The 25,101-nt window shown below is 70.3% G+C and carries 19 protein-coding genes and 1 pseudogene; 6 read left to right on the top strand and 14 right to left on the bottom strand.

Annotation, left to right across the window (positions count from 1 at the left end):
* Nucleotides 1–13: 13 nt before the first annotated feature.
* Together ABT078_RS03530 and ABT078_RS03525 are read right to left on the bottom strand one after the other, a co-directional pair.
* Entirely contained in the window at nt 14–2,401 is a 2,388-nt protein-coding gene (locus ABT078_RS03530) for an MMPL family transporter (RefSeq protein WP_502981158.1), read from the bottom strand.
* Between the two features lie 234 nt (nt 2,402–2,635).
* On the bottom strand, nt 2,636–4,732 hold the full coding sequence (locus ABT078_RS03525; RefSeq protein WP_351223351.1) for a phosphocholine-specific phospholipase C: 2,097 nt from the start codon (nt 4,730–4,732) through the stop codon (nt 2,636–2,638).
* Between the two features lie 195 nt (nt 4,733–4,927).
* Here ABT078_RS03525 and ABT078_RS03520 point away from each other — a divergent pair, with 195 nt between their 5' ends.
* The 3 genes from ABT078_RS03520 (at nt 4,928) to ABT078_RS03510 (ending at nt 8,409) form a co-directional block, all read left to right on the top strand.
* Entirely contained in the window at nt 4,928–5,836 is a 909-nt protein-coding gene (locus ABT078_RS03520; protein ID WP_351223349.1) for a hypothetical protein, read from the top strand.
* A gap of 207 nt (nt 5,837–6,043) precedes the next feature.
* Complete coding sequence (locus tag ABT078_RS03515; protein WP_351223347.1) at nt 6,044–7,453, top strand: MFS transporter; 1,410 nt, start codon at nt 6,044–6,046, stop codon at nt 7,451–7,453.
* A complete protein-coding gene (locus ABT078_RS03510; protein WP_351223345.1) occupies nt 7,450–8,409 on the top strand; it encodes an ATP-grasp domain-containing protein in 960 nt (319 codons plus the stop codon). Before ABT078_RS03515 ends, ABT078_RS03510 begins: the two co-directional genes overlap by 4 nt.
* Nucleotides 8,410–8,575: 166 nt before the next feature.
* Here the strand turns inward: ABT078_RS03510 and gatB are convergent, their stop codons facing one another.
* The 4 genes from gatB to gatC are packed head-to-tail and all read right to left on the bottom strand — an operon-like array spanning nt 8,576 to nt 12,145.
* Entirely contained in the window at nt 8,576–10,090 is a 1,515-nt protein-coding gene (gene gatB / locus ABT078_RS03505) for an Asp-tRNA(Asn)/Glu-tRNA(Gln) amidotransferase subunit GatB (protein ID WP_502981150.1), read from the bottom strand.
* A gap of 16 nt (nt 10,091–10,106) precedes the next feature.
* The gene (locus ABT078_RS03500) at nt 10,107–10,346 is read right to left on the bottom strand and encodes a hypothetical protein (RefSeq protein WP_351223343.1); all 240 of its coding nucleotides are present in this window, start codon (nt 10,344–10,346) and stop codon (nt 10,107–10,109) included.
* Complete coding sequence (gatA, locus tag ABT078_RS03495) at nt 10,343–11,842, bottom strand: Asp-tRNA(Asn)/Glu-tRNA(Gln) amidotransferase subunit GatA (RefSeq protein WP_351223341.1); 1,500 nt, start codon at nt 11,840–11,842, stop codon at nt 10,343–10,345. Before gatA ends, ABT078_RS03500 begins: the two co-directional genes overlap by 4 nt.
* A 6-nt stretch (nt 11,843–11,848) precedes the next feature.
* Nucleotides 11,849–12,145 (bottom strand): Asp-tRNA(Asn)/Glu-tRNA(Gln) amidotransferase subunit GatC, encoded by a 297-nt coding sequence (gatC, locus tag ABT078_RS03490; protein ID WP_071961876.1) that lies wholly within the window; start codon nt 12,143–12,145, stop codon nt 11,849–11,851.
* A 287-nt stretch (nt 12,146–12,432) separates the two neighbouring features.
* Here gatC and ABT078_RS03485 point away from each other — a divergent pair, with 287 nt between their 5' ends.
* Nucleotides 12,433–13,824 carry an endonuclease/exonuclease/phosphatase family protein gene (locus tag ABT078_RS03485; RefSeq protein ID WP_351223338.1) on the top strand — a complete coding sequence of 464 codons (1,392 nt, stop codon included), beginning with the start codon at nt 12,433–12,435 and terminating at the stop codon, nt 13,822–13,824.
* A pseudogene (locus tag ABT078_RS03480) lies at nt 13,812–14,000 on the top strand (phospholipase domain-containing protein); the annotation flags it as partial. The gene ABT078_RS03485 and the pseudogene ABT078_RS03480, both read left to right, overlap by 13 nt.
* 171 nt (nt 14,001–14,171) lie before the next feature.
* On the opposite strand, the gene ABT078_RS03475 reads toward ABT078_RS03480, so the two are convergent.
* The 5 genes from ABT078_RS03475 to ABT078_RS03455 form a co-directional block, all read right to left on the bottom strand.
* Nucleotides 14,172–16,292, bottom strand: coding sequence for a putative bifunctional diguanylate cyclase/phosphodiesterase (locus tag ABT078_RS03475; protein WP_351223336.1), 2,121 nt, complete (start codon nt 16,290–16,292; stop codon nt 14,172–14,174).
* 240 nt (nt 16,293–16,532) lie between these two features.
* Nucleotides 16,533–18,716: an NAD-dependent DNA ligase LigA gene (gene ligA / locus ABT078_RS03470; protein WP_351223334.1), complete on the bottom strand. Its 2,184-nt coding sequence runs from the start codon at nt 18,714–18,716 to the stop codon at nt 16,533–16,535.
* 12 nt (nt 18,717–18,728) lie between these two features.
* On the bottom strand, nt 18,729–19,727 hold the full coding sequence (locus tag ABT078_RS03465) for a methionine synthase (RefSeq protein ID WP_351223332.1): 999 nt from the start codon (nt 19,725–19,727) through the stop codon (nt 18,729–18,731).
* Nucleotides 19,724–20,413, bottom strand: a complete 690-nt coding sequence (locus ABT078_RS03460; protein ID WP_351223330.1) for an SDR family oxidoreductase — start codon at nt 20,411–20,413, stop codon at nt 19,724–19,726. Before ABT078_RS03460 ends, ABT078_RS03465 begins: the two co-directional genes overlap by 4 nt.
* Before the next feature lie 16 nt (nt 20,414–20,429).
* Nucleotides 20,430–20,969, bottom strand: a complete 540-nt coding sequence (locus ABT078_RS03455; protein ID WP_351223328.1) for an LOG family protein — start codon at nt 20,967–20,969, stop codon at nt 20,430–20,432.
* A 124-nt stretch (nt 20,970–21,093) separates the two neighbouring features.
* Between ABT078_RS03455 and ABT078_RS03450 the strand changes: the two genes are divergently transcribed.
* Entirely contained in the window at nt 21,094–21,900 is an 807-nt protein-coding gene (locus tag ABT078_RS03450) for an alpha/beta fold hydrolase (protein WP_351223326.1), read from the top strand.
* A 29-nt stretch (nt 21,901–21,929) separates the two neighbouring features.
* On the opposite strand, the gene ABT078_RS03445 is transcribed toward ABT078_RS03450, so the two are convergent.
* Genes ABT078_RS03445 through ABT078_RS03435 form a run of 3 tightly spaced genes read right to left on the bottom strand, consistent with a single transcriptional unit; the run spans nt 21,930 to nt 24,474 of the window.
* Nucleotides 21,930–22,523 (bottom strand): hypothetical protein, encoded by a 594-nt coding sequence (locus ABT078_RS03445; protein WP_351223324.1) that lies wholly within the window; start codon nt 22,521–22,523, stop codon nt 21,930–21,932.
* Nucleotides 22,520–24,304: an alpha/beta hydrolase gene (locus ABT078_RS03440; protein ID WP_351223322.1), complete on the bottom strand. Its 1,785-nt coding sequence runs from the start codon at nt 24,302–24,304 to the stop codon at nt 22,520–22,522. Before ABT078_RS03440 ends, ABT078_RS03445 begins: the two co-directional genes overlap by 4 nt.
* Nucleotides 24,301–24,474 carry a hypothetical protein gene (locus ABT078_RS03435; protein ID WP_351223320.1) on the bottom strand — a complete coding sequence of 58 codons (174 nt, stop codon included), beginning with the start codon at nt 24,472–24,474 and terminating at the stop codon, nt 24,301–24,303. Before ABT078_RS03435 ends, ABT078_RS03440 begins: the two co-directional genes overlap by 4 nt.
* Between the last annotated feature and the right edge of the window lie 627 nt (nt 24,475–25,101).

Genomic DNA, 25,101 nt, shown 5'->3' with positions numbered 1-25,101 from the left:
TGGGCGTGTCGGACTACCGCGCGAGCGGACTGTCCTCGTTCACCCGCACTCCGGGGATCTTCGCCTGGGGGCGGGTGCGGCTCTCGGGAGCTTCGATGCTGATACGCGGCAGCCGCCGGTCCAGCCATCGGGGCAGCCACCAGTTGGCACCGCCCAGCAGGTGCATGAGCGCGGGCACGAGGAGCGTACGGAGGACGAAGGCGTCCAGGGCGACGGCGGCGGCGAGGCCGATGCCGAACATGGCGATGACCCGGTCGCCGCTGAGGACGAACGCGAGGAACACGGAGATCATGATGATTGCCGCGGAGTTGATCACGCGGCTGGTCTCGGCCAGGCCGATCCGGACGGCCCGCCGGTTGTCCTTGGTCTCCAGCCATTCCTCGTACATCCGGCTGACGAGGAAGACCTGGTAGTCCATCGACAGCCCGAAGAGCACCGAGACCATGATCACGGGCAGGAACGGTTCGATCGGGCCGGCGCTGCCCAGGCCGAGCAGATCGCTGCCCCAGCCCCACTGGAAGACGGCGACGACGACGCCGAAGGCGGAGGCGACGGCCGCCACGTTCATCAGGGCCGCCTTGAGCGGGATGCCGAGGGACCGGAAGGCAAGGAGCAGAAGCAGACAGCCGAGCGCGATGACGACCCCGACGAACAGGGGCAGCTTGCCCACGATGACCCCGGCGAAGTCGTCGTAGCTCGCGGTCACCCCGCCGACGTGGACGTCCAGCGACGTACCGCTCTCGGCGACCGGCAGGACGGTGTCGCGGAGCCGGTCGACGAGTGCGCTGGTCTCCTGCGACTGCGGCGACGTCTCCGGCACGACCGTGAGGAAGGCGGTGTCGGCGCTGCCGTTGTACGTGACGGGCCCGACGGACGCGATGCCCGGGGTGCCCCGAAGCGTGTTCGGGAGCCCGTTCAGCGCCAGCCGGTCGTCGGCACCGTCGAGTTCGGCGACGAGGGTGAGCGGGCCGTTGACGCCGGGCCCGAAGCCGTCGGCGATCAGGTCGTACGCCTTGCGGGTGGTGCTGGACACGGGGTTGTTGCCCTGGTCGGAGGTGCCGAGGTGGAGCGAGAACGTGGGCAGCGCGAGCACCAGCATCACCACGGCCGCGATCGCGCCCAGCAGCTTCGGACGGCGCTCGACGAAAGCGGACCAGCGGGCGGCGAAACCGGTCGGGAGCTCGGGCCGGGGGCCGCGGCTGGCGAGCAGGCGGCGCTCGCGTCGGCTCAGCGCACGCATCCCGATGAAGGACAGCAGCGCAGGCAGCAGGGTCACGGACGCGGCGACGGTGAGGAGGACCGTCAGACAGGCGGCGACCGCCACGCCGTTGAGGAACGACAGACGCAGGACCAGCATGCCGAGCAGTGCGATGCACACGGTCGCTCCGGCGAAGACGACGGCCCGCCCCGTGGTCGCCACGGCGTTCTCCACGGCCTCGGCGACGGGCAGACCGCGTTTGAGGCCCTTGCGGTGCCGGGTCACGATGAACAGGGCGTAGTCGATCCCGACTCCGAGGCCGATCAGCAGACCCAGCAACGGCGCGAAGTCGGCGACGTCCATGGCATGGCCGAGCAGCACGATGCCGGCGTACGCGGTGCCGACGCTGACCAGTGCGGTGGCTATGGGCAGCAGGCTGGCGGCAAGCGAGCCGAAGGCGAGGAAGAGGACCACGGCGGCGACGGCCACACCGACGACCTCGGCGATGTGCCCCGAGGGCGCTTCGGTCAGTGCGGTGACACTGCCGCCGAGCTCGACCTGGAGCCCGTCGTCCTCGGCCGCCTTGGCGGTGTCGATGACGGCCCGCGCCTGCTGCACGGGAATGTCGTCGGTCTGCCTGTCGAACGTGACGGTGGCGTAGGCGGTGCGACCGTCCTCGCTGATCCGGTCGTCGCCGGACGAGAGGGTGGCACGCCGATCACCACCTTTGTCCGCATTCCCCTTGGGGGCTTTTGCTTCCTCGCCGGAATTGCGAGTCCCGCTCGTACCGTTGGCGTCCGCTGTGCCCTGGGCCTCGACCTCAGCCTTGCCCTTGGCCTTCTCCTTGGCTCCGGCTCCGGCTTTCGCTCCGACTTCGGCTTGGGCTTGGGCCTTTTCCTTGGCCGTCACCTCGGCTCCGGCATCGGCGTCGTACGGGCCCGTGACCGAGGCGACGCCGTCCAGCCCGGCGATCTCGTCGAGCGCACGGGACATGCGCTGTTCCACGGCGGCCGCACCGACCGTGCCCTGCGGCGTGTGCCAGACGATGGTGTCGCTCGCGCCACCCTGTCCGTGGAAGGCATCCTCGAGGAGTGCGACAGCCCGGCCCGATTCGGTGCCCGGGACCTCGTAGTCGTTGGAGTACGCGGCACCCGCGAAGGCCGCGGCGGCCGAGACGCCGCCGAGGGTGAGCAACCAGAGCAGGACGACTACAAGGCGGTGCCTGATGCACCATCGGGCAATGGCTGCCAACGGACGGGCTCCCTGGTGGTTCGTGGGTCTTCACTGGGAAATGCCCGTAAAGAACACATGACCTTGGAGAAGTCACTCTCTCAGGCGATAGTGATCGTTAGTGATCTTTTGCCCGGTTCGTGGCGATACTCACACAGGTGCGCGGGAGCAGGGGGCTCGGGTCCTGCTCCCGCGCACCCCGAAACGTCAGCCGGAGACGCTCGGGCGCCCGTTCTCGATATGGCCCATCAGGCGCCGGCGGAAGCCGGTGTCGCCGTCCGCGGTGACCTCGACGTCGTACCAACCGTGTGCGTCGGCGGCCGAGTGGACGACAGTGCGGCTGCGGCCCGGCTTCACCGTGAGCCGGCGGCTCCAGTCCCGCAGATCCTCGTCGTCGACATAGCCGAGCGGGCGGACGGTGAAGGTGACGGCCCGGTCGCCGTTGTTCCGGAGCGTGAGGTGCAGGTCGCGGTCGTGGTGGTCGATGCGCGAGGTGACCTCGGCGCCCGCGCCGGCGGCACGTCCCGCGAACTCGCGGCGGAATCCGTTCGGCCCGGTGATGGTGAAGCGGTACGCCTCCCCGGTGAGGGGCACGTTCCACTGTGCCGTGCCCCGGACGTCCGTGTGCTGCGGGACGGGGAACTCACCGGCGTACGGGTAGAGCGCGAAGTGCGCGCTCGCGCGCCCGGTGTTGCTGAGCGTGACCGTCAGCGCGCCGTCGCCGAGCCGAGCCGAGGCGTCCGGCTGGTACGGCAGCGGGCGCGCCGGCCGGCTGCCAGGCTCCTGCACGGGCATGTGCTGCACCAGCGGCGGCTGCGGCCGCCAGCGGCCCGTGAACGCCGGGATCGCCCCGGGCTGCTCCACATCCGGCAGCGGTCGGCCGCGCCGGAAGTCGAAAGCCGAGGTGAGATCGCCGGTGACGGTACGCCGCCAGGCGGTGATGTTGGGCTCCTCGACGCCCGTCCACTTCTCCAGGAAGCGGATCACCGAGCTGTGGTCGAAGACCTCGGAGCAGACATAGCCGCCGACGGTCCAGGGCGAGACCACGAGCAGCGGCACGCGGATGCCGAGACCGGTGGGCTTGCCCTGCCAGCGCTCCTCCGTGTTGCCCGCGGGCGGCACCGGCGGCGGCACATGGTCGAAGAAGCCGTCGTTCTCGTCGTAGTTGATCAGTACGACGGTGTGCCGCCAGACGTCGGGGTGCGAGCCGAGGGCGTCGAGCACCTTGTAGACGAGGGTGGCGGAGGCGATCGGCGAGGACGAGCCCGGGTGCTCCGAGTCGATCGCGGAGGGCACCAGGTACGACACCTCGGGCAGCGTGCCCGCCGCCACGTCCGCGCGGAACTGATCGGCGAGCGATCCGGTCTCACCGCGCCGCAGCCCGCGCTCGAAGAGCGATCGCTCCTCCTGGGTGAGCCTCGCGACGCCCTCCTCCAGGGCGGCGAGCAGCCGGGCCCGCTCGGCCGTGTCGGAGGTGTCGCGGACCTTCGCGTAGAACGCCTCCATAAAGGTGAAGTCGCCGGCCTCGGCGAGGGCCTTCCGCGCGATCTTCTTGAAGGTGGTGAAGAACTCGATGTTGTTGTCGGTGAAGTTCTCCCACTCCTGGTACGTCTTCCAGCTGCGGCCCGCCTTCTCCAGGCGCTCGGCGTACGTCGGCCACGCATAGCCGGGGTGGCTGCCCTCGGCGTACGCGGCGTTGGTCACGGCACGGCTGCCGTCGGCCTCGAAGCCGGTCCAGCCGCTCCACAGGTGGTTGCGGTTGGGGCTCGTCGACGTGTGGATCGAGGAGTGGTAGGCGTCGCAGATGGTGAACGTGTCCGCGAGCTCGTAGTGCAGCGGGATGTCACGGCGGTCGTAGTAGGCCATGGTCGCGGCGGTCTTGGCCGAGATCCAGCCGTCCATCCAGCCGTCGCGCCAGGCCTTGGCGCCGCCGCCCCAGGAGTGGTCGAGGTCGCCTATGTACTGCAGGTCCTTCTTCTGGGCCTCGGCGGCGCCGCGCACCGGGAAGGGCAGCACGGCGCCCAGCGGGCCGGGCTGTTCGAAGACCGCCTTCCCCGAGGGCAGTTCCACGGCATTGCGGTCGCCGAAGCCGCGTACACCGCGCAGGGTGCCGAAGTAGTGGTCGAAGGACCGGTTCTCCTGCATCAGGATCACGACGTGCCTGATCGCGTGCAGACCGCCCGTCGGCGGCTCGGCTGCGAGCGCGGCCTGCAGGGAGGGCGGCAGCAGGGACCCGGCCGCCGCGGCACCGAGGGCTCCTCCGCCGAGTGCAAACAGCCGTCGCCGAGAGATGTCCGTGGCCAAGTGATCCTCCTGAGTCGCGCGTTACCGCCCGGAAGCTAGTGAGAGCAGATGGCGGAGGAAAGACCCGTGGACGACAGCCGAATGAACGTCCAAGAGGTGCTTCCGGACAGTCCGGGCGAGATCACGCCACCCGATCGGGGAATGCAAAGATCTGGAATTGGCAGCGTTGTCAGCAACGCCTGGCAGCATGGACACATGACCAATACGGGGGCATCGAAGACCATCACCGTCAGGACGCCCGAGGATGCGGCCGTGCTCGCGGAGCAGCTGCACGACGCTCCGGGGGGACACTTCGGCCGCCCACCGGTCACGGTCGTGGCATACGAGTCGGGCGCGGCGCCGGTGGAGCGGCGCGAGGACTTCCGTGTGGTGTACAACGCGATCGTCGCCCGGATCGGTGAGCCGACGCTCTACGGGGGATCGGCGCAGGGGCCCAGCGTCCGCTGGCGCGACGGCCGCCGGCTGGTGCTGCTGTCCGGCGACCGGTTCGGCGCCAGGCTCTCGGTGCACCGGCCCGAGGCACTCGAGGCGGAGGAGCTCCGGAACTTCGAATGCGGCGGCGCCTGGTCGACGGCCGAGCCGCACGACTTCGATCTGCTGCCGTACTGCTGGCAGTTGTACCGGGGAGGGCCGGGCGAGCGCCCGGCGGCCCGGCCCGGCGCCCGTCTGGCGGGGTGCTGGGAGCATCTCGAGGCCGCCCTCGAGCTGATGCTCGCCGCATGGATCGAGCAGCTGCCCGTGCAGGTGCCGGGCGACTGGGCGGGATTCACGATCCTGTCCAGCCGGGACTGGGGGCGCCATCTGGTCGTGTCGTACAGCCCGGACGAAGGGCTGGGGGTGGCCGTCGACGACCGGGACGCACAGCAGGGCCCCGAGCGGGAGCTGCAGATGAGGGCCCACGGCTGGCAGACGAGCGACCGCGGCTGGTGGCAGTCGGCGTTCCTGGAAGCGGACGAGCGCTCGGCGGGCGCCGCCGCGCGGCTGACCGTCGCCGAGCTGCGCGGCCGGGGCGCGGTGTCCCCGGACGAGCTGGTGGCCCGGGACGTCGGCGTCAACGACCGGGGCGAGTTGTGGCTCCCGGGCCTGGGGATACGGACGCACTGAGGCGCTCACCGGCGCGCTGGCCGATGCGCGGGTGAGCCGCGCGCGGGCGCGGGCGAAGCGGTATCTCTCAGTCCACTCTCACCCGCTCTGGGATGCCTTGTGCGGATGTTTCCGGGCCGTTAGATTCTGCACGCCCTGACCCCCCTGACGTGATCGCCTTGCGCGCCCGTACTTCGGCGTGCCCCGGCGCGTCCCCGAGGCACGGTGGTGAGCACGGCGATGCAGAAGCAGGCGCGGACGCACCCGCACAGGCACACGAAGTCCGGCGGCAGGGGGTTACGACAGCTCCTGCTCGCGCAGTCCCTGAGTCAGTTCGGCTTCTGGCTGATGAGTCTGGCGATGCCGCTGCTCGCCGCGACGACGCTGCGTGCGTCGCCGTTCGAGGTGAGTGCGGTGGCGGCCAGTCAGACCGCGGCCTTCCTGCTGGTCGGCCTGCCCGCCGGGGCGTGGGTGGACCGGCTGCGCAAGCGGCCGGTGATGATCGCGACCGACATCGGCCGGGCCCTCGTGCTGGGCAGCGTGCCGGTCGTCTGGGCCCTGGGACACCTGTCGATCGGCTACCTCTGCGCCGCAGCGCTCGCGACCGGCGTACTGACCGTCTTCTTCGACGTCGCGGACCAGAGCTTCCTGCCGCACCTCGTCAGGCCCCAGCAGCTTGTCTCGGCCAACGCCAGACTCGTCGGGGTCGAACAGGTGGCGGCGGTCGCAGGCCCCGGCACCGGCGGCCTCGTCATCCAACTCACCACCGCCCCCCTGGCGTTGATCGGCACCGCCGTCGGATACCTCTGGTCGGCGGTGTGCCTCATGTTCATCAGGGACCATGAGCCCGCACCGGTCCGCGACAAGGACACCCGGCTGTTCCGGGACGTCGCCGAAGGTGTGCGGTACGTGCTGGCCGACCGGTTCCTGCGCCCACTGGTCTGCTGCTCGACCACGATGACGCTGTTCTGGAGCATGGGGTACGCGATGCTCCTCGTCCTGCTCGCCCAGGACCTGGCCGTACCGGCCGGCACCATCGGGCTGCTGTTCACGTTCGGCAGCCTCGGCGGTCTCGGCGCCACTGTCGTGGCCCGTCGCATCATCGACGCCCTCGGCGACAGCACCACGATCAAGCTGAGCGTCGCCGTCGCCGCCCCCTTCACCCTGTTCTCGGCCCTGGTCCAGCCGGGATGGCGACTGGGCCTGGTCAGCGTCTCCAGCTTCGTATTCGGGGCGGGGCTCGTCCTCTACAACGTGGCCCAGGTCAGCTTCCGGCAGCGCAGTGTCACGGCCGCCCTGCTCGGGCGGGTCAACGCCACGGTGCGTTTCTGCGCCTGGGGAGCACGGCCGCTGGGGGCGCTGTGCGGCGGCGCGATCGCCGAACTCGTCGGCGTGCGCCAGGCCGTGTGGGTCGGTGCGGCCGGGACCTCGCTGGCGATCGTCTGGCTTCTCCTCTCCCCGCTGCGCGGCCTGCGCACGCTGCCCATGGATGCCGCCACGGAAGACCGGGGCACCGAAGACCGGATCACCGAGGACGCGGTCACCGACACCCCCATCGCCGATGCCCCAGCCGCCGAAGGAGCAGCCGCCGCCGACGCAGTCACCGACGATGCAGCCACCACGAAGGAGCGCATATGACCGAGCTCGTCTGGATCACCTGCCCCGACAACTACGACCCCGTCGTCCAGGAACGGCTCAGACGCGCGGGCTCGGAGCGCGTCGACCTCCTCAGATCCCGAGGCTTCGACCTCACCGTCGTCCACGCAAACGAGATCGTCCCGGCCTGGAACGACGGCCCCCGCCTGTGGCAGGGCGACACCGATCTCCTCGGCAAGCGCCGCGGCTTCATCCTGTCCTCCTGGACCTGGGACGCGGGCGCGGGCCGGCACCTCCAGGCCGTCGCCCGCACGATCCGGGCCTCCGACAGCGTCCTGCTCAACGACGGGATCAAGGACCCCGAGACGCTCGGCAACGACAAGCTGGCCATGCACCACCACGCCGGGATGCTCGGTCTCCCCGTCCTGCCGACCGTGTCCGTCCCCTTCGGCCGGTACGCACGCCGGGCCCTCGCCACCGTCGCCGCCCGAATGGACGGCTCCGAGGGCTATGTCGTCAAGCCCCGCGAGATGGCGATGGGGTACGGCGTCCTCAAGGCGGACACCTTCGAGCAGCTGACCGCGGCCGTCGATCTGCTCACGCCCGGCGCGCTCGGCTGCATCATCCAGCCGTTCCGCCGCAACTCCGGTGACGTACGGGTCTACGTCCACAACGGCACGTTCGTCGCCGCGCTGCTGCGCGAGCCGGCCGGAGGCAGCTATCTGGCCAACGTCAGCGAGGGCGGGACGGGTTCGGCGCTGGACAAGGCCGACGGGGTACCGGCCGCGGTGGCGGAGATGAGCGAGCGCCTGGCGCGCAGCCTCGATGCGCCCTATCTGTGCGTGGACTGGCTGCTGTCGCCGGCCGGGCCGGTCTTCAACGAGTGGATGACCATCTCGGCCGCGTACGAGGACCTGCCCGAACCGGACCGTTCCCGGGTCGCGGACGCGCTGATCGACTGCATCACCGGCCGGCTGGCGGCCGCCGCCAGACCCTGACCGGGCACCCCGCACGCCACACCCGGCACTCCCGCACTCCGGCACCCCACAGTCGCCGGCCGCGCCCGGGCAGAGCGAAGGGCGGGACACCTCTCGGTGCCCCGCCCTTCCGCCCGTACAGCTGCGCAGCTCCGCACAGCACTGCGTAGCTGCGTACAGCCGTGGATCAGCCCTCGGTCACGCCGAGCCTCTCCAGGATCAGCTCCTTCACCCGAGCCGCGTCGGCCTGGCCGCGGGTGGCCTTCATGACCGCGCCGACCAGCGCGCCGACCGCCGCGACCTTGCCGCCGCGGATCTTGTCCGCGACAGGGGCGTTGCCGGCGATCGCCTCGTCGACGGCCGCGCCGAGCGCGCCCTCGTCCGAGACGACCTTCAGACCGCGCTTCTCCACGACGGTGTCGGGGTCGCCCTCGCCCGCGAGGACGCCCTCGATGACCTGACGGGCCAGCTTGTCGTTGAGCGAGCCGTCGGCGACCAGTGCGGACACCCGGGCGACCTGCGCCGGGGTGATGGCCAGCCCGTCGAGCGAGACGCCCGACTCGTTGGCGTTGCGCGCCAGCTCGCCCATCCACCACTTGCGCGCGGACACGGGGTCGGCACCCGCCTCGACCGTGGCGACGATCAGGTCGACCGCGCCCGCGTTGAGAATCGACTGCATGTCGTGCTCGGAGATGCCCCACTCCTCGCGCAGCCGGTTGCGGCGTACGCGCGGCAGCTCGGGCAGCCCGGCACGCAGCTCCTCGACCCACTCGCGGGACGGGGCCACCGGGACGAGGTCGGGCTCGGGGAAGTACCGGTAGTCCTCGGCCTCCTCCTTCACCCGGCCGGACGTCGTCGTGCCGTCCTCCTCGTGGAAGTGGCGGGTCTCCTGGACGATCGTGCCGCCCGACGAGAGCACCGCCGCGTGGCGCATGACCTCGAAGCGGACCGAGCGCTCGACCGACCGCAGCGAGTTGACGTTTTTCGTCTCGGAGCGGGTGCCGAACTTCTCGGTGCCGTTCGGCCGCAGCGAGAGGTTCACGTCGCAGCGCATCTGGCCCATCTCCATGCGGGCCTCGGAGACACCGAGGGCCCTGATGAGCTCGCGCAGCTCCGCGACGTACGCCTTGGCGACCTCGGGGGCACGCTCACCTGCACCGACGATCGGCTTGGTGACGATCTCGATGAGCGGGATGCCGGCTCGGTTGTAGTCGAGCAGCGAGTGGGACGCGCCGTGGATACGGCCGGTGGCGCCGCCGACGTGCGTCGACTTGCCGGTGTCCTCCTCCATGTGGGCGCGCTCGATCTCCACGCGGAAGATCTCGCCGTCCTCCATCTGGACGTCCAGATAGCCGTTGAAGGCGATCGGCTCGTCGTACTGCGAGGTCTGGAAGTTCTTCGGCATGTCCGGATAGAAGTAGTTCTTCCGGGCGAAACGGCACCATTCGGCGATCTCGCAGTTGAGTGCGAGACCGATTTTGATGGCGGACTCGACGCCGACGGCGTTCATCACCGGCAGCGAGCCGGGCATGCCGAGACAGATGGGGCACGTCTGCGAGTTGGGCTCGGCGCCCAGCTCGGTCGAGCACCCGCAGAACATCTTGGTCCTGGTGCCGAGTTCGACATGGACCTCAAGGCCCATGACGGGGTCGTACGCCGCAAGGGCGTCCTCGTACGACACCAGGTCAGTCGTGACGGTCACGATGAAACTTTCCCTCTCAGCCCAGCAGGACGTCGTCGTCGCCCAGGCGCTTCAGCTCGCGGTAGAGCAGCGCGAGGCCGGTGATGATGGCGGCGGCGGACACGGCGGCGTCGATCAGCCGGAGCGTGTCCTGCTCCATGCGCGCCTTCTTGACCTGCTTGACGACGCTGATCGCGCCGAAGGCGGTGGTGCCCATGGACAGGTACGTGCCGGTCCTGGACTTCTTGAAGCCCTTGGCCTTCTGCAACGTGCTCACAGTGACGGTGCCTCCTCCAGCAGCGGGTGACCCCACCTTTCCACGAAGGCGGCCTCGACGGCGGCACCCACCTTGTAGAGGCGGTCGTCCTTCATGGCGGGGGCGATGATCTGCAGACCGACCGGGAGGTCGTCCTCCGGGGCCAGGCCGCAGGGCAGCGACATCGCCGCGTTGCCGGCCAGGTTGGTCGGGATGGTGCACAGGTCGGCGAGGTACATCGCCATCGGGTCGTCGGCACGCTCGCCGATCGGGAAGGCGGTGGTCGGGGTCGTCGGGGAGACGATCACGTCGACCTGCTCGAAGGCCTTCTCGAAGTCCTGCTTGATGAGCGTGCGGACCTTCTGGGCACTGCCGTAGTACGCGTCGTAGTAGCCGGACGACAGGGCGTAGGTGCCGAGCATGATCCGGCGCTTGACCTCGTCGCCGAAGCCGGCCTCGCGGGTGAGGGCGGTGACCTCCTCGGCCGACCTCGAGCCGTCGTCACCGACGCGCAGGCCGTAGCGCATGGCGTCGAAGCGCGCAAGGTTCGAGGAGCACTCGGACGGCGCGATCAGGTAGTACGCGGAGAGCGCGAGGTCGAAGGACGGGCAGTCCAGCTCGACGATCTCGGCGCCCAGCTCGCGCAGCAGCACGACCGACTCGTCGAAGCGCTGCACCACGCCGGCCTGGTAGCCCTCGCCACGGAACTGCTTGACGACACCGATGCGCATCCCGGCGACGGAACCGTTCTTCGCGGCCTCGACGACCGGCGGGACCGGTGCGTCGATGGAGGTCGAGTCCAGCGGGTCGTGCCCGGCGATGACCTCGTGCAGCAGGGCCGCGTCCAGGACCGTACGGGCGCACGGGCCGCCCTGGTCGAGGGACGAGGAGAAGGCCACCATGCCGTAGCGCGAGACGCCGCCGTAGGTCGGCTTGACGCCGACCGTGCCGGTGACGGCGGCGGGCTGGCGGATGGAGCCCCCGGTGTCCGTACCGATGGCGAGCGGGGCCTGGTACGAGGCCAGGGCCGCGGACGAGCCGCCGCCGGAGCCGCCGGGGATGCGGGTCAGGTCCCAGGGATTGCCCGTCGGGCCGTAAGCGCTGTTCTCGGTGGAGGACCCCATGGCGAACTCGTCCATGTTGGTCTTGCCCAGGATGACGACGTCGGCGGCCTTCAGCCTCTTCGTGAGGGTCGCGTCGTACGGCGGGATCCAGCCCTCGAGGATCTTGGAGCCGACGGTGGTCGGGATGCCCTCGGTGGTGAAGATGTCCTTCAGCGCGAGCGGCACACCGGCCAGCGGACCGAGCTTCTCGCCGCGCTCGCGCTTGGCGTCCACGGCACGGGCCTGGGCCAGAGCGCCCTCACGGTCGATGTGCAGGAAGGCGTTGACCTTCTCGTCCACGGCCTCGATCCGGGCGAGGTGCGCCTCGGTGACCTCGACGGCCGTGAGCTCGCCCGAGGCGATCTTCGCGGCGATCTCGGCCGCGGTGAACTTGATGATGGTGTTGTCCGTCATGACTGTTTAGTCCTCCCCCAGGATCTGCGGCACCTTGAAACGCTGCTGCTCCTGTGCCGGGGCGCCGGAGAGCGCCTGCTCGGGGGTGAGCGACGGACGGACCTCGTCCGGGCGCATGACGTTGGTCAGCGGCAGCGGGTGGGAGGTCGGGGGTACGTCTTGGTCGGCGACCTCGGAGACGCGGGCGACCGCGCCGATGATGTCGTCCAGCTGTCCGGCGAAGTGGTCGAGCTCTTCGTCCTTCAGCTCCAGACGCGCCAGCCGGGCGAGGTGGGCGACCTCCTCGCGCGTGATGCCAGGCATGCAGCGATCCTCAGGGGTGAGTGTGATGGTTTTGGCCCAATCCTATGGGCCACGCCCCGGTGCCCGCGAAACGCTTTCCCCTACGCACCGGCGCGGGCCGTCCGGGCCCGGCGTCCGATGCGCCGCCCGCCCGGTGTCCGACCGGCGCGGCGCCACGTTCCACCGGCCCCCCTTGGCGGTCATGTCCCGTTCATCCGCCTGGCGCCGACGCCGGACTCACTGGCTCAAGTTGTCCGAACAACTTCTGGCGCCGGCGTCGTCCCGGGGTGGAGAGGACCTTCGGTCAGGTGTCCCCACTCGGAACCGCTGCCTCCGACGGCAGCAGCACACTGTCGCTGCTCTCACCCACCAGCCCGCGCGAAGGTGACCTGCTGACCTTCCGCTGTTCCACCGATGCGCCCCACCCCAAGAACTGGATCGGGATCTACGACGGCGACCGCACGCCCGGCGTGGGCTCCTCGCTGGTGTGGACGTACGTCACCACCGCCTCCGGAGACGCCACGCTCGACACCACCGGCCTCGGTGAAGGCACGTACACCGCCTGTCTGCTGGCCGAGGACGGGTACGACATCCTCGCGAGGACCGCCCCCTTCACCATCGCGGTCAGGCCTCCCGTGACACCCCCGCACTGTGCCGTCGACTCGTTCACGACCGGCGCCGTCGACCCCGGCTCCCGGGTGTCCGTCGCGCTCGCTCCGCTGTGGATCCGCCCGCAGGGCAACGCGTCCGGCACACCCTCCTTCCGGCGGCTGTCCGGCGACTCCTGGCTGGGTGCGTCGTCCGACGGCAAGGTGAGCGGCACCGCACCGGCCGTCCCGGTCAGGCACCCGGCGCGGATCACCGTCGCCGTGAAGGACAGCGCGGGCGGGACCGACGCCGTGACCGTGCAGGGCCCGGTCCTGGCTGCCGCCGCGCGGGCCCGTCTGACGGTCGCCTCGCTGAACCTCTGGGAGGCGGGCGGGAACGTCGCCGACGCCCACGAGAAGCTCCTCCGGCTCGTCCTCGGGCAGGGACTCGACGTCGTGGCGCTCCAGGAGACCGGCGGCACCGCCGCCGGGCCGCTGGCCGACGCGCTGGGCTGGTACGCGTACGACACCCCGGCCGGGGTGGGGCTGATCAGCCGCTTCCCGCTGGACGGGACGTCGGCTCCGCTCACCGATCTGCCGGCCCTGAGGGCGACCCTCCGACTGCCGGGCGACCGGACCGTACGGCTATGGGCGGCGCAGCTCGACGAGGCCGCCTACGGGCCGTACGCCCGCAGGGAGGGCCGTACCCCCGCCGAGGTCGAGGCGGCCGAGCTGAAAAGCGTCCGGTACCGGCAGGCGGGCGCGCTGCCAGCCGCGATGAAGTCCGACCTCGCCTCCGGTACGACGCCGGTGGTCCTCGCGGCCGGGCTCGCCTCGCCGTCGCACCTCGACCGCAAGGACCGCGGCGCGGTCCGCTGGCCGGTGACCGTCGCCCTCGCCAGGGCCGGGCTGACCGACGCCTCCGCGAGGAGCACCCACAGGCCGCGCGCCAGCCGGGCATCACCTGGTCGCCCGTGCGCCCCGAGGGACACGTCGGAGACCGACGGGCGGTACGACTTCACGGTCATGGGCGCGCGGACGGTTTCGTACGCCGCTTCTCCGGCACCGTCGTACGCGAGGGCCGGGAGGCGGGCACGCCGGTGCCCTCGGTGACGGCCTCGCTGCGCGGCCGCCTGGCCGAACGGGCCACCGTGGAATTGAAGTTCGGCAACCCGGGGCGCTCGGAGGTGTCCTTCACGGTGACGCCGGACGGCGACGCGAGGGCGGCCCGCACGGTGTGGGTGGGTCCGGGTGGACGGTCCTCGATGACGTGGCAGGTGCGCGACGGGCGATACGACCTGGAGGTGACGGCGGCGAGCGGGTCGCGCTTCGTCCGGCGTTACGCGGGAACGGTGCACACCCTGCGGACAGGCCGACAGGCAGCTGGGCCGACGGGCTGCATCGAGCGTGGCGGGTGGCCGGTGGCGGGTGGGGCGGCCTCTTCAGGCCCGCACCCGCCACTAGTTGACCACGTGGCCCGACGGGCTGTCCGCGTCGGCCTGTGCGGCGGGCAGCTCTGCCACGGGACGGCGCCAGCCGTGCTCGCCGCGGGCGCGGAGCCAGGCCGTGGTCTCCTGCGGGGGCATCGCGGCGGCGACCAACCAGCCCTGGACCGCGTCGCAGCCCAGGTCGCGCAGCCGCTCCCAGGTCTCGTCGTCCTCGACGCCCTCCGCCACCACGAGGAGGCCGAGCGAGTGGGCGAGGTCGATGGTGCAGCGGACGATCTCGGCGTCCTCCGTGTCGACCGCCAGTCGGGCCACGAACGAGCGGTCGATCTTCAACTCGCTCACCGGGAGCCGGCGCAGATGGACCAGCGACGAGTACCCCGTGCCGAAGTCGTCCAGCGACATCTTCACCCCGTGACCGGTGAGCGCGGCCAGGGTGTCGGCGGCGCGCTGCGGGTCCTCCAGCAGCACATGCTCCGTGATCTCCAGCTGCAGCGCGCCCGCCGGGACGCCGTGGCGCGCCAGCCGCGCCGCGACCCCGCCCGCGAAGCCCGGGGTGTGGACGTCGCGCGGCGACACATTGACGGCGACCGGCACGAAGAGGCCCTGGGCCCGCCACTCGGCGACCTGGCCGAGCGCGGTCTCCAGGACGTACCCCGTCAGATGGGGCATCAGCCCGGAGGACTCGGCGATGGCGATGAACTCGTCGGGCGGGACCCGGCCGCGGTCCGGGTGCACCCAGCGCACGAGTGCCTCGAGGCCCGCCACATGGCCGTCGAAGCCGACCTTGGGCTGGTAGTGGAGCTCCACGTCGCCCGCGTCCAGCGCCCGGCGCAGATCGCCGAGCAGTCCCAGCCGGTCCGGCGTGTTCGAATCGCGCTTGGATTCGTACACCTCGACGCCCGTGCGGTCGCGCTTCGCCTGGTACATCGCCACATCCGCGCGCCGAAGCAGCCCTTCGGCGTCCATGGCGTGGTCCGGGAAGACGGCGAGGCCTGCGCTCGCCTCCAGGACCAGCGTGAGCCCGTCGAGGTCGAGCGGCGAGGAGAGCTGACCCACCAGATGCCGGGCGACGCGCTGCGCGCTGGTGGTGGAGTCGGCCGTCGGGAGGAGCACGGCGAACTCGTCGCCACCGAGCCGTGCGGCCTCCGCCCCGCGCGGCAGGGCGAGCCTCAGCCGCTCGGCTATCTGGACCAGCAGCCGGTCACCCGCCAGATGGCCGAGTGTGTCGTTGACCGAACGGAAACGGTCGAGGTCGATCAGAACGAGCGCGGACCGGGCACCGACGCCTTCGGCCTCCTCCAGCGCCGCCCAGGTGCGCTCCAGGAGCCACTGACGGTTCGGCAGCCCCGTGAGAGGGTCGCGCAGCTGCTCCTCGGCCCGTGCGCGGGCGATCCACAGGGTCGAGTCGAGCGCGATCAGCGGGACGGCGAACAGCGGCAGCAGGACCGGCCGGGCGGTCGCGACCACACAGATCAGCGGGGCGATACCGAGCAGAGCGACCGCGATGAGGCCTTGCCGCATCAGGGCCGTACGGGCGACGGTGGGCAGCCCGCCGCCCTGCGGAGCCAGCGCGTACCAGAGCAGCAGCCGGGTGACCGCGAGATACGCCGCCGCCGCGAGCACCACCTCGGGAACCGCCTCCAGGCCCCATTCCAAGGTCTGCCAGGGCTCCTCGACGGTCGGTGACTCCCCGAACGCCGCCAGGACCAGCGCCGCTGCGGCGATGCCCAGGATGTCCGCGGCGCCGTGCAGCACCCCTTGGCGCCAGCGGTTCCGGCGGGCGGTGCCGACGAGCACCACGATGGCCAGGCTGACGAGCCCGGCCGGCACCCAGCCGAACAGCAGCAGCACGGCGAGGGTGAGTGCGGCACCGGAACCCGTGCCGCCCCACCAGCGGTCGCGGCCGAGTGCCACCAGATGACCGACGATGATGCCGGTGAGCAGGGCGAGCGCCCAGCCCTCGACGCCGCTGGGGAACAGCGCGTGCCCGTCCCGTACGGCGCTGAGCAGACCCGTCGCCAGGACGGCGGCCGCGAACCCGACGACCACGAAGGGCATCCTCGCGGTGATCCCCGCAAACCCCGCGAAACGAGGCGGCCGTGAGTCCGGGGCGGCGCTTTCGGTCGGTTTCATTCCCGTCCCTCTCACAGCCGGCGGTGCCGATGCCACGCGGTGGCCCCCTCGTCATGCCACCACGGCTGGAACCTCACCACGCAGCCATGCACGACAGACGCACGACTCAACAGTAGGCCGCGGAAGGCTCTGACGGGCAGCGCTCTACAGGTCTTGCCCGAATGCGACCCGGCCACCCTTGTCCGTCGGGTATGCGCCGAACGGGTGATCTTTGCCGGACGTCGGGCTCGAGCATGCGCGCTACCCCTCGGCCGGCACCGCGGCGTCACGGGCGGCCTCCGGCCCCTGTTCGAGCAGCACCGCGAAACCGTCCTCGTCCAGCACCGGCACCTTGAGCTGCATGGCCTTGTCGTACTTCGAACCGGGGTTGTCACCCACGACGACGAATGCCGTCTTCTTGGAAACGGAGCCGGTCACTTTCGCGCCGAGGCTCTGGAGCGCTTCCTTCGCGCCGTCCCGGGTGTAGTTCTGCAGGGTTCCGGTGACGACGACGGTGAGGCCCTCCAGGGGGCGCGGCCCCTGGTCCTCGCCCGCGCCCTCTTCCTCCATCCGGACGCCCGCGGCCCGCCACTTGCGCAGGATCTCGCCGTGCCAGCCCTCCTCGAACCACTGCTTGAGCGAGGCGGCGATGGTCGGCCCGACGCCCTCGACGGCGGCGAGCTCCGCTTCGGTGGCCTGTTCGATCCGGTCGATGGAACGGAACTCGCGGGCCAGCGCCTCGGCGGCGACCGGACCGACATGGCGGATGGACAGGCCGGTGATGATGCGGGCCAGCGGGCGCTGCTTGGCCGCCGCGATGTTCTCCAGCATCGCGAGGGTGTTCTTCTTGGGCTCGCCCTGCTGGTTGGCGAAGACCGTGACGATCTTCTCCTCGCCGGTCCTCGGGTCGTGCTTGGGCAGGCCGCTGTCCTGGTCCAACACGTACGCCTTGATCGGCAGCAGCTGCTCGACGGTGAGATCGAAGAGGTCGCCCTCGTCGGTCAGTGGCGGGTCGGCGGGCTCCAGGGGCTTGGTGAGTGCCGCGGCCGCCACATAGCCGAAGTTCTCGATGTCCAGGCACTTGCGCCCGGCGAGATAGAAGAGCCGTTCACGCAACTGGGCGGGGCAGCTGCGGGCGTTGGGGCAGCGGAGGTCGACGTCGCCCTCCTTCATCGGCCGAAGGGGCGTGCCGCACTCGGGGCACTCGGCCGGCATGACGAACTCCCGCTCGGTGCCGTCCCGCAGATCGACCACCGGCCCGAGGATCTCCGGAATCACATCGCCGGCTTTGCGCAGCACGACCGTGTCCCCGATGAGGACACCCTTGGCCTTCACCACGTCCTGGTTGTGCAGCGTGGCGAACTCGACCTCGGAGCCCGCGACTTTCACCGGCTCCACCTGCGCATACGGAGTGACCCGGCCCGTGCGGCCCACGCCCACGCGGATGTTGACCAGCTTGGTGTTGACCTCCTCCGGCGCGTACTTCCACGCGATGGCCCAGCGCGGCGCCCGCGAGGTCGAGCCCAGACGACCCTGGAGCGGGATCTCGTCGAGCTTGACCACGACCCCGTCGATCTCGTGCTCCACGGAGTGGCGGTGCTCGCCGTAGTACGCGATGAACTCGCGCACGCCGTCAAGCGAGTCCACGACCTTGTAGTGCCGGGAGGTCGGCAGGCCCCACTCGTGGAGCAGTTCGTACGCCTCCGAGAGCCGCGCGATCTCCAGGCCCTCGCGCGCGCCGATGCCGTGCACCACCATGTGCAGCGGAAGGGCCGCCGTGGCCTTCGGGTCCTTCTGGCGCAGCGAACCCGAGGCGGAGTTGCGGGGATTCGCGTAGGGCTGCTCGCCCGCGGCGACCCGCCGGGCGTTGAGCTCCTCGAAGGCCTCCATCGGGAAGTAGACCTCGCCCCGGATCTCGACCAGGTCAGGGATCCGGTCACCGGTGAGCCGGTCCGGGATCTCGGCGATCGTCCGCACATTGGGCGTGATGTCCTCGCCGGTGCGACCGTCACCACGGGTCGCGGCACGGGTCAGCCGGCCCTTCTCGTACGTCAGATTGACCGCCAGGCCGTCGACCTTCAGCTCGCACAGGAAGTGGTACGACGACGTCCCGACCTCCTTGGCGACGCGGTCCGCCCAGGCGGCCAGCTCCGCCTCGTCGAAGGCGTTGTCGAGCGAGAGCATCCGCTCACGGTGCTCGACCTTGGCGAGCTCCGTCTCGTACGCCCCCGCGACCTTCTGGGTCGGGGAGTCGGGCGTGCGCAGCTCCGGATACTCCTCCTCCAGGGCCTGCAGCGACCGCATCAGTGTGTCGAACTCGGCGTCGCTGACGACCGGCTGGTCCTTCACGTAGTACCGGAACCGGTGCTCTTCGACCTGCTCGGCCAGCTGGGCATGCTTCTCGCGCGCCTCGGCGGGCACCGACCCCTGCTGTTCGACAGCCACCTTCGTCCTCCGTCACTCAGGGTTGTCCGCGAGCGATCTCGCCGCTCTGACGCAGTGCGCGAGCGCCGCGCGCGCATACGCGGGCGAAGCGCCCGCCAGCCCGCACGACGGAGTGATCACCACGGACTCGGCGAGAGTCCCCGGATTCAGCCCCAGCCTGCGCCACAGCGTCCTGACACCCATGACGCTACCGGCAGGGTCCGACAATGGACCGTCCGTGGACGCCACGACTCCCGCGAGCAGCTTCGTACCGCCCTCCACCGCCTCACCGATCGCCTCCTCGTCACGCTCGGTGAGCAGGTCGAAATCGAACGACACGGCCGCAGCCCCGGCCCGTCGGAGCAGCGCGAAGGGCACGTCCGGCGCGCAGGAGTGCACGGCCACCGGCCCGTCGGCGGCGCCCATCACGTCCCGCAGCGCGCTCTCGACGATCTGCCGGTCCACCGCACGGTACGTTCGGTAGCCGCTGGCCGTTCTGACCTGGCCGCGCAGGACGGCCGTGAGCGACGGCTCGTCGAGCTGCAGCAGCACCTGGGCGCCCGGGATGCGCCGCCGCACCTCGGCGAGATGCGTACGCAGCCCCTCGACGAGCGAACCCGCGAGGTCGCGGCAGGCACCTGGGTCGCCCAGCGCGGCCTCGCCGTTCCTGAGCTCCAGGGCGGCCGCGAGGGTCCAGGGCCCGACGGCCTGGACCTTGAGCGGGCCCTGGTACCCCTGCGAGAACTCCTCCAGCGCGTCCAGGTCCTCCCCGAGCCAGGACCTGGCCCGCCGGGTGTCCCGGCCCGGCCGGTCGCTGACGCGCCAGCCGCTGGGCTCGACGTGCGCGTACATCTCGACGAGCAGGCCGATGGTCCGCCCGATCATGTCGGCACCGGGGCCGCGGGCAGGCAGCTCCGGAAGATGCGGGAAGTCCTCGAAGGACCCGGTGACGGTCCTGGCGGCCTCGCGCGCGTCGCCGCCGGGCATCGAGCCGACCCCGGTGGCGGGGCCCCAGACGAAGGCGTCGCTCATCGTCCCGGCCGCACCGTCAGGTCGTTGATCTCCGCGTCGCGCGGCAGATCGAGCGCGGTGAGGATCGTCGTCGCGACCGAGTCCGGGTCGATCCACTGCGACCCGTCGTACTCCTTGCCCTCCTGCTGGTGCACCTTGGCCTGCATCGGACTGGCCGTGCGCCCCGGGTACACGGAGGTGACCCGGACGCCGTTCGGCTTCTCCTCCTGACGCAGCGAGTCGGCGAGCGCCTTGAGTCCGTGCTTGGAGGCCGCGTAGGCGCCCCACTCGGCATGGGCGTTGAGGCCGGCGCCCGAGTTCACGAAGACCACCGTGCCCTGGACGACCCGGAGTTGGGGGAGCATCAGCCGGGTCAGCTCGGCCGGGGCCACCAGGTTGACGTCGAGCTGGGCGTGCCAGGTCTTCGGCGTGAGGTCGCCGATCCGGCCGAGGTCCACGATGCCGGCGATGTGGAGCAGTGAGTCGAGCCGCTCGGGCATCGTCTGGTGCGAGAACGCCCAGGAGAGCCGGTCCGGCGCGGCGAGGTCGCCGACGAGAGTGCGGGAGCCGGGGTAGGCCTGGGCGAGTTCCTTGGCGCGCCCGGCGTCCCTGGCCAGCAGCACGAGCTCGTCGCCGCGCTCGTGCAGCCGGCGCGCGACGGCCGCGCCGATGCCGGAGCCTGCCCCGGTGATCAGATGTGTAGCCATGCCGGCAATGCTCGCATCAATGCACCCCCATGCTCTCCTCCAGGTAGGAGAGCGCGCCGACGCCGTCCTCGGCGAAGAACACCAGGTCGGTGAGTGGCACCGGCAGGAAGCCCTCGTCCTCCATACGCCGGAACTGCTGCTTCAGCCCGTCGTAGAACCCCGCCGTGTTGAGCAGCACCACCGGCATGGCCTGCCGGCCGTGCTTCTTCAGTTCCAGGATCTCGGTGGCCTCGTCCAGGGTGCCCGTGCCGCCGACCATGATCACGACAGCGTCGGACCTGGCGAGCAGCAGCGCCTTCCTCTCGGCGAGGTCCTTGGCGACGATCATCTCGTCGGCGCCCGGCCTGGCCTTCCCGGCCAGAAAGTCCACCGAGACGCCTATGAGCCGCCCGCCGGCCTCCTGCACACCGTCGGCGACGACCTTCATCAGGCCGACGTCGGAGCCTCCCCACACGAGGGCGTGCCCGGCCTTGCCGAGCAGCTCCGCGAACTCACGGGCGGGGCGGGTGTAGCGCTCGTCGAGCTCGGCAGCGGAGAGGAAGACGCAGATGTTCATGCGCTCCACGGTACGGTCCGCCACTGACAGCTGCCCCGTCGACGGCTGCGGGCCGCGGTCAAGATCTTTCCGGAAATCCCCGTCTCAGCCGATGAGTTCGGGTCGCTCCCCGGGTCTCCACGGCATGGAAAACCCGAAAAGGACGCTGAGCAAGATCCGGGGAACGGCGCTTTCGGCGGACGGCACCGCCATCGCGTACGAGCGCCAGGGCGACGGGCCTCCCGTGATCCTGGTCAGCGGCACGCTGGCCACGGCCGCGAACGAAGCCCCGCTCGCCGCCCTGCTCGCGCACCGCTTCAGTGTGATCACGTACGACCGGCGCGGCCGCGGCTCCAGCGGGGACACCACTCCGTACGCCGTGAAGCGTGAGATCGAGGACCTCGCGGCGCTGATCGACGCGGCGGGCGGCAGCGCGTCCGTCCACGGGATGTCGTCCGGCGGAGCCCTGGCCCTGGAGGCGGCGGCTGCCGGACTGCCGATCACCCAACTGTCCGTCTACGAGCCGCCGTTCCTGACCGACCCGGCAGGCCGTCGCGCGAACGCCGACCAGCGGGCGCGGCTTGACGGCCTGCTCGCCGAGGAACGCCGCGCGGACGCCCTGGAGCTCTTCCTGGACGGGATGATGCCGTCCGGGACGCTCGCCCAGCTGCGTCGCTCCCCCCTCTGGGGAAGGCTGGAGGCGCTCGCACACACCCTGGCGTACGACCACGCCGTCATGGGCGACGCCCGCGTTCCCACCAAACGCCTCCGCGAGATCACCGCGCGCGTCATGGTCGTCGACGGCGGCGCCAGCCCGACCTGGCGGCGCGAGACGGTCCGCGTGATCTCCGAGACCCTCCCCCGCGGCCGCCACCGCACGCTGACCGGCCAGACGCACGAGGTGGCACCCCATGTGCTGGCGCCGGTGCTGGAGGACTACTTCGCGGCGTGAGCGCACTCGGCCATACGGGGCGGCGTCCGTCAACGTTGCGGAGAGGCGACCACGGCAGGGCTTTCAGCGGACCAGAAATCGGAACGCACGTCGGGGTAGGGAATCTCGCCACCCGCATAGTCCGGGCCATTGGGCTCGGCCGTCGGGTCTGCTACCTCGGACTCTCGCACGCACGGTGTGGCGACCTCGAAGAACGCCTGCCCCCTGTCGCCGATGATCAGGCTGATCCCAAATCCATCGGCTGACGTGGCAAAGATGGCTGGATGCGCCTTGCTCTTATTCACGTCGGTGATTTTATATCCGCTCTTCTGCCAGAATCGCTCAATGACTCCAAGAAAATTTCCACGCCGCTGCTCGGAAATAATCGTCATCACCGTCCGATATCGGGACAGATCACAGCTTCCGATCGTCGTGGTGTCATGGGTCCATTGGATTTTCGGTACGACCGCAGCGATCGTCGCGTCGAGCATCGCATCGGCACGCTCTGCCGCTTCTTGCATATCCACGCCGACTGCAGCACCCTTGCTTTCCTTGGCGTCTCCCAGAAGCCCACACCCGGAGAAAAGGGCGCCTGCCAGGGCCATCGGAATGGCCACGCCCATCGCCCGCCCCACTCGATTCATCGATGATCCTCGGTCTTGATGTCGTACTCCCCTGAGACGATCCTGGCGATATTGTCTGCGGACACTCTGTCCTTCTCTGGCGTGAAGTACTGGGAGTGGGCATCGAAGGCACCCAGGTCAAGTAAGGGACGTGGCCCTTCGTCTACCTTGAAACGACGTGCACCGAAGGCCTCACTCGCCGGGTCCTTACCGAAGTAGATATCGTCATTCCTCAGGTCGAAGGCATCACGATGGACGAACGAGCCCAGAGGGCCCGCCAGAGCCATCTCGCCCTTCGACGGCAATGTGGTTACCGGGTCATTTTCAGCCGCACCAACGAAGACGCGACTCCGGTCGACGCCAAGTTCCCCCGCCTTGTCGACACCAACACCGGGACTGCCGAGCAGGATGATGTCGTCAGCTCCTGGAATCCCGCCTGACTGTTTCGCCGCCGTCCCCACAGTGAGTGAACCGTAGGAGTGGCCGATCACCGTCAGATGGGGATCCTTGTTCTCGTTGGTTGCCTCCAGTCCGGCCATGAATTTGTTGTACGCAGGAGCCCCTCGATCGGCGTCAGCGGTACCCATAACGTCCACGTCCTGCGGGGCGTCGTAGCCGAGCCAGACGATCGCCGCGCTGGACTTGTCGTACCGCTGCGCACCCTTGACCGTGTCCTCGGCACGCTTCAGCGTGTCCCTGACGAACTCGTCGTCCAGTTTGGTGCCCAGACCTGGAACATACGCCGACACGTTCCGTGAAGTGTCCGGATTTCCGTACGCAATGATCGCGCGGCCGTTGCCCTCTTCCCCGATTCCCAAAAGGAACATGGGCGGGTGGCTGGACTTGCTCAGCTTCTCCTCGATCTTGCGAAGCGCGTCCACCTTCATACGAGCGTCCTCGTCGTCCTGCCCCGCCAGTCTGTCGATGAGCACCGGCAGGTAATTACGGTTCGCCTCGTCGCGCGCCACCGCCGGAATCCCATCGAGCCCACCGACCAGATCCGGAGCGACGTTCAGGTACTCCTGGCGCTGCTCCTCGGTGAGCCCGTCCCACCATTCCTTGCGTTCTGCCGGGGACTTGTCCTCGGGAACGTCCCGCCCGAGGTACATGCCCGCGGTGGACCGGACCGCCGCCGTGTCGCGTGCCGCGTCCTCCAGTGTGGCCTCGGTGACATCGAGCCCCTTGGCCGCTCTCAGCCTGCTCAGCGCCTTCGCGTACCTGCCGTCGATTTCGGCTGCGGACCGGACGGCCCGGGCAATACGGTCCGCGATGTCCTGCGCCTTCGCCGCGTTCGGGTTCAGCGGTTCGAGACCCGGATGGAGCGGGGACGGGGACTTCTCGCCGAGGCGGGGCGGCTCCAGCGGGAGCCGTGCGCTCCCCCGAGCCCTCCCCGCGGGGGCCTCCTGCGGTCCGGTCAGGGTGTCGGCGGTGGCGGCCGGACAACTCACGGAGCCGTCCACGTGAACCGCGAACTCCAGCTCGGCCGCCTCCTCCAAGGCCTGCTTCAGCCGGCGCTGCGGCTCCGCCACGTCTGCGGCCAGACCGTTCAGCGCGGTACGGACGAGGCCACACTCGGTGTGGAGGTACTGAAAGTTGCGACTCAACCGCTGCAGTCGCCCGAGCGCCGCCTCCGCGGATTCGCTTTCCTGGGTGTCCCGCAGTCTCGCCGTCATCGCCCGGTCGACCTGGACGCGATCCCCGTCCGACTGTCCGGAGACCTCGTTCCAGCCGTCGCCTGCGCCCTCGAGCTCGGGCAGTCTCAGATCCCGCAGTTGCTGCCAGGTGAGTGCCGCTCCGGTCACCGGCGCTCACCCGCCTTGTCAACGGCCCGGAAGGACTGCTTCACCGCCGCCTCGGTCTCCCCCATCTCCTTGGCGACCTTCAGCAGCGCACCGTGCAGGTGATCGCACTCGTCCCGCACCGCGACCAGGCGCTCTTCCCAGGACTTGAGTACGGCGTTCAGTTCGGTCACGGAGGTCAGGCCCGCGGCACCCGTCGCAACGCCCTCATGCGCCGGGCGGAGACGGCTCCGGATCCTCTCGGTGTTCGTCCGCAAGGTGCCGGCGGTACCCGACGCGCTCGTCCACGGTCCTCCGCTGTGCTTCAGCCTGCCGGTGCCCGAACCCGAACCGGCAGCCGAAGCGGGAGACATCCTGGCTTTGCCTGCACCCGTCGCTTCCGCGCCCGGACCTGGATCAAGGTCGAACAGCTCCTGCCAGCGCTCCGAATGGGACACGTTCGCCATCCCCCGTCGTTCTCCTTGCTTTCCCCATGCACACCTGCGCGACCTGCACGATCGCGGAGCGAGGTTAGCGAAGGTCAACTAGGCGTCCGCGAACACGGAGCGGATCGGTCCCGCAAACAGGCTGGGTGTTCAACACACAGAAACCACCCCCCGCGGGAGCATTGCGACTCAGGTTCAGGTCGCGATGGACAGGTCCTCCAACTCAACGGCCCCGACCCGCTCAAGGCGCGCGACGCGACTCCCGGGCGCACCACCCTCGTCGCACAGTTCACCCATACGGGGGACAGTCGCATCACGGCCCGGTGCACTCCGATCGCGCCGTCCGGACCGCAGGCGCCCCAGCGATGTCCGAGG

The organism is Streptomyces sp. NPDC002133 (assembly GCF_040296405.1).
GTDB lineage: Bacteria > Actinomycetota > Actinomycetes > Streptomycetales > Streptomycetaceae > Streptomyces.
This window is presented reverse-complemented; position numbering and strand designations above follow the sequence as displayed.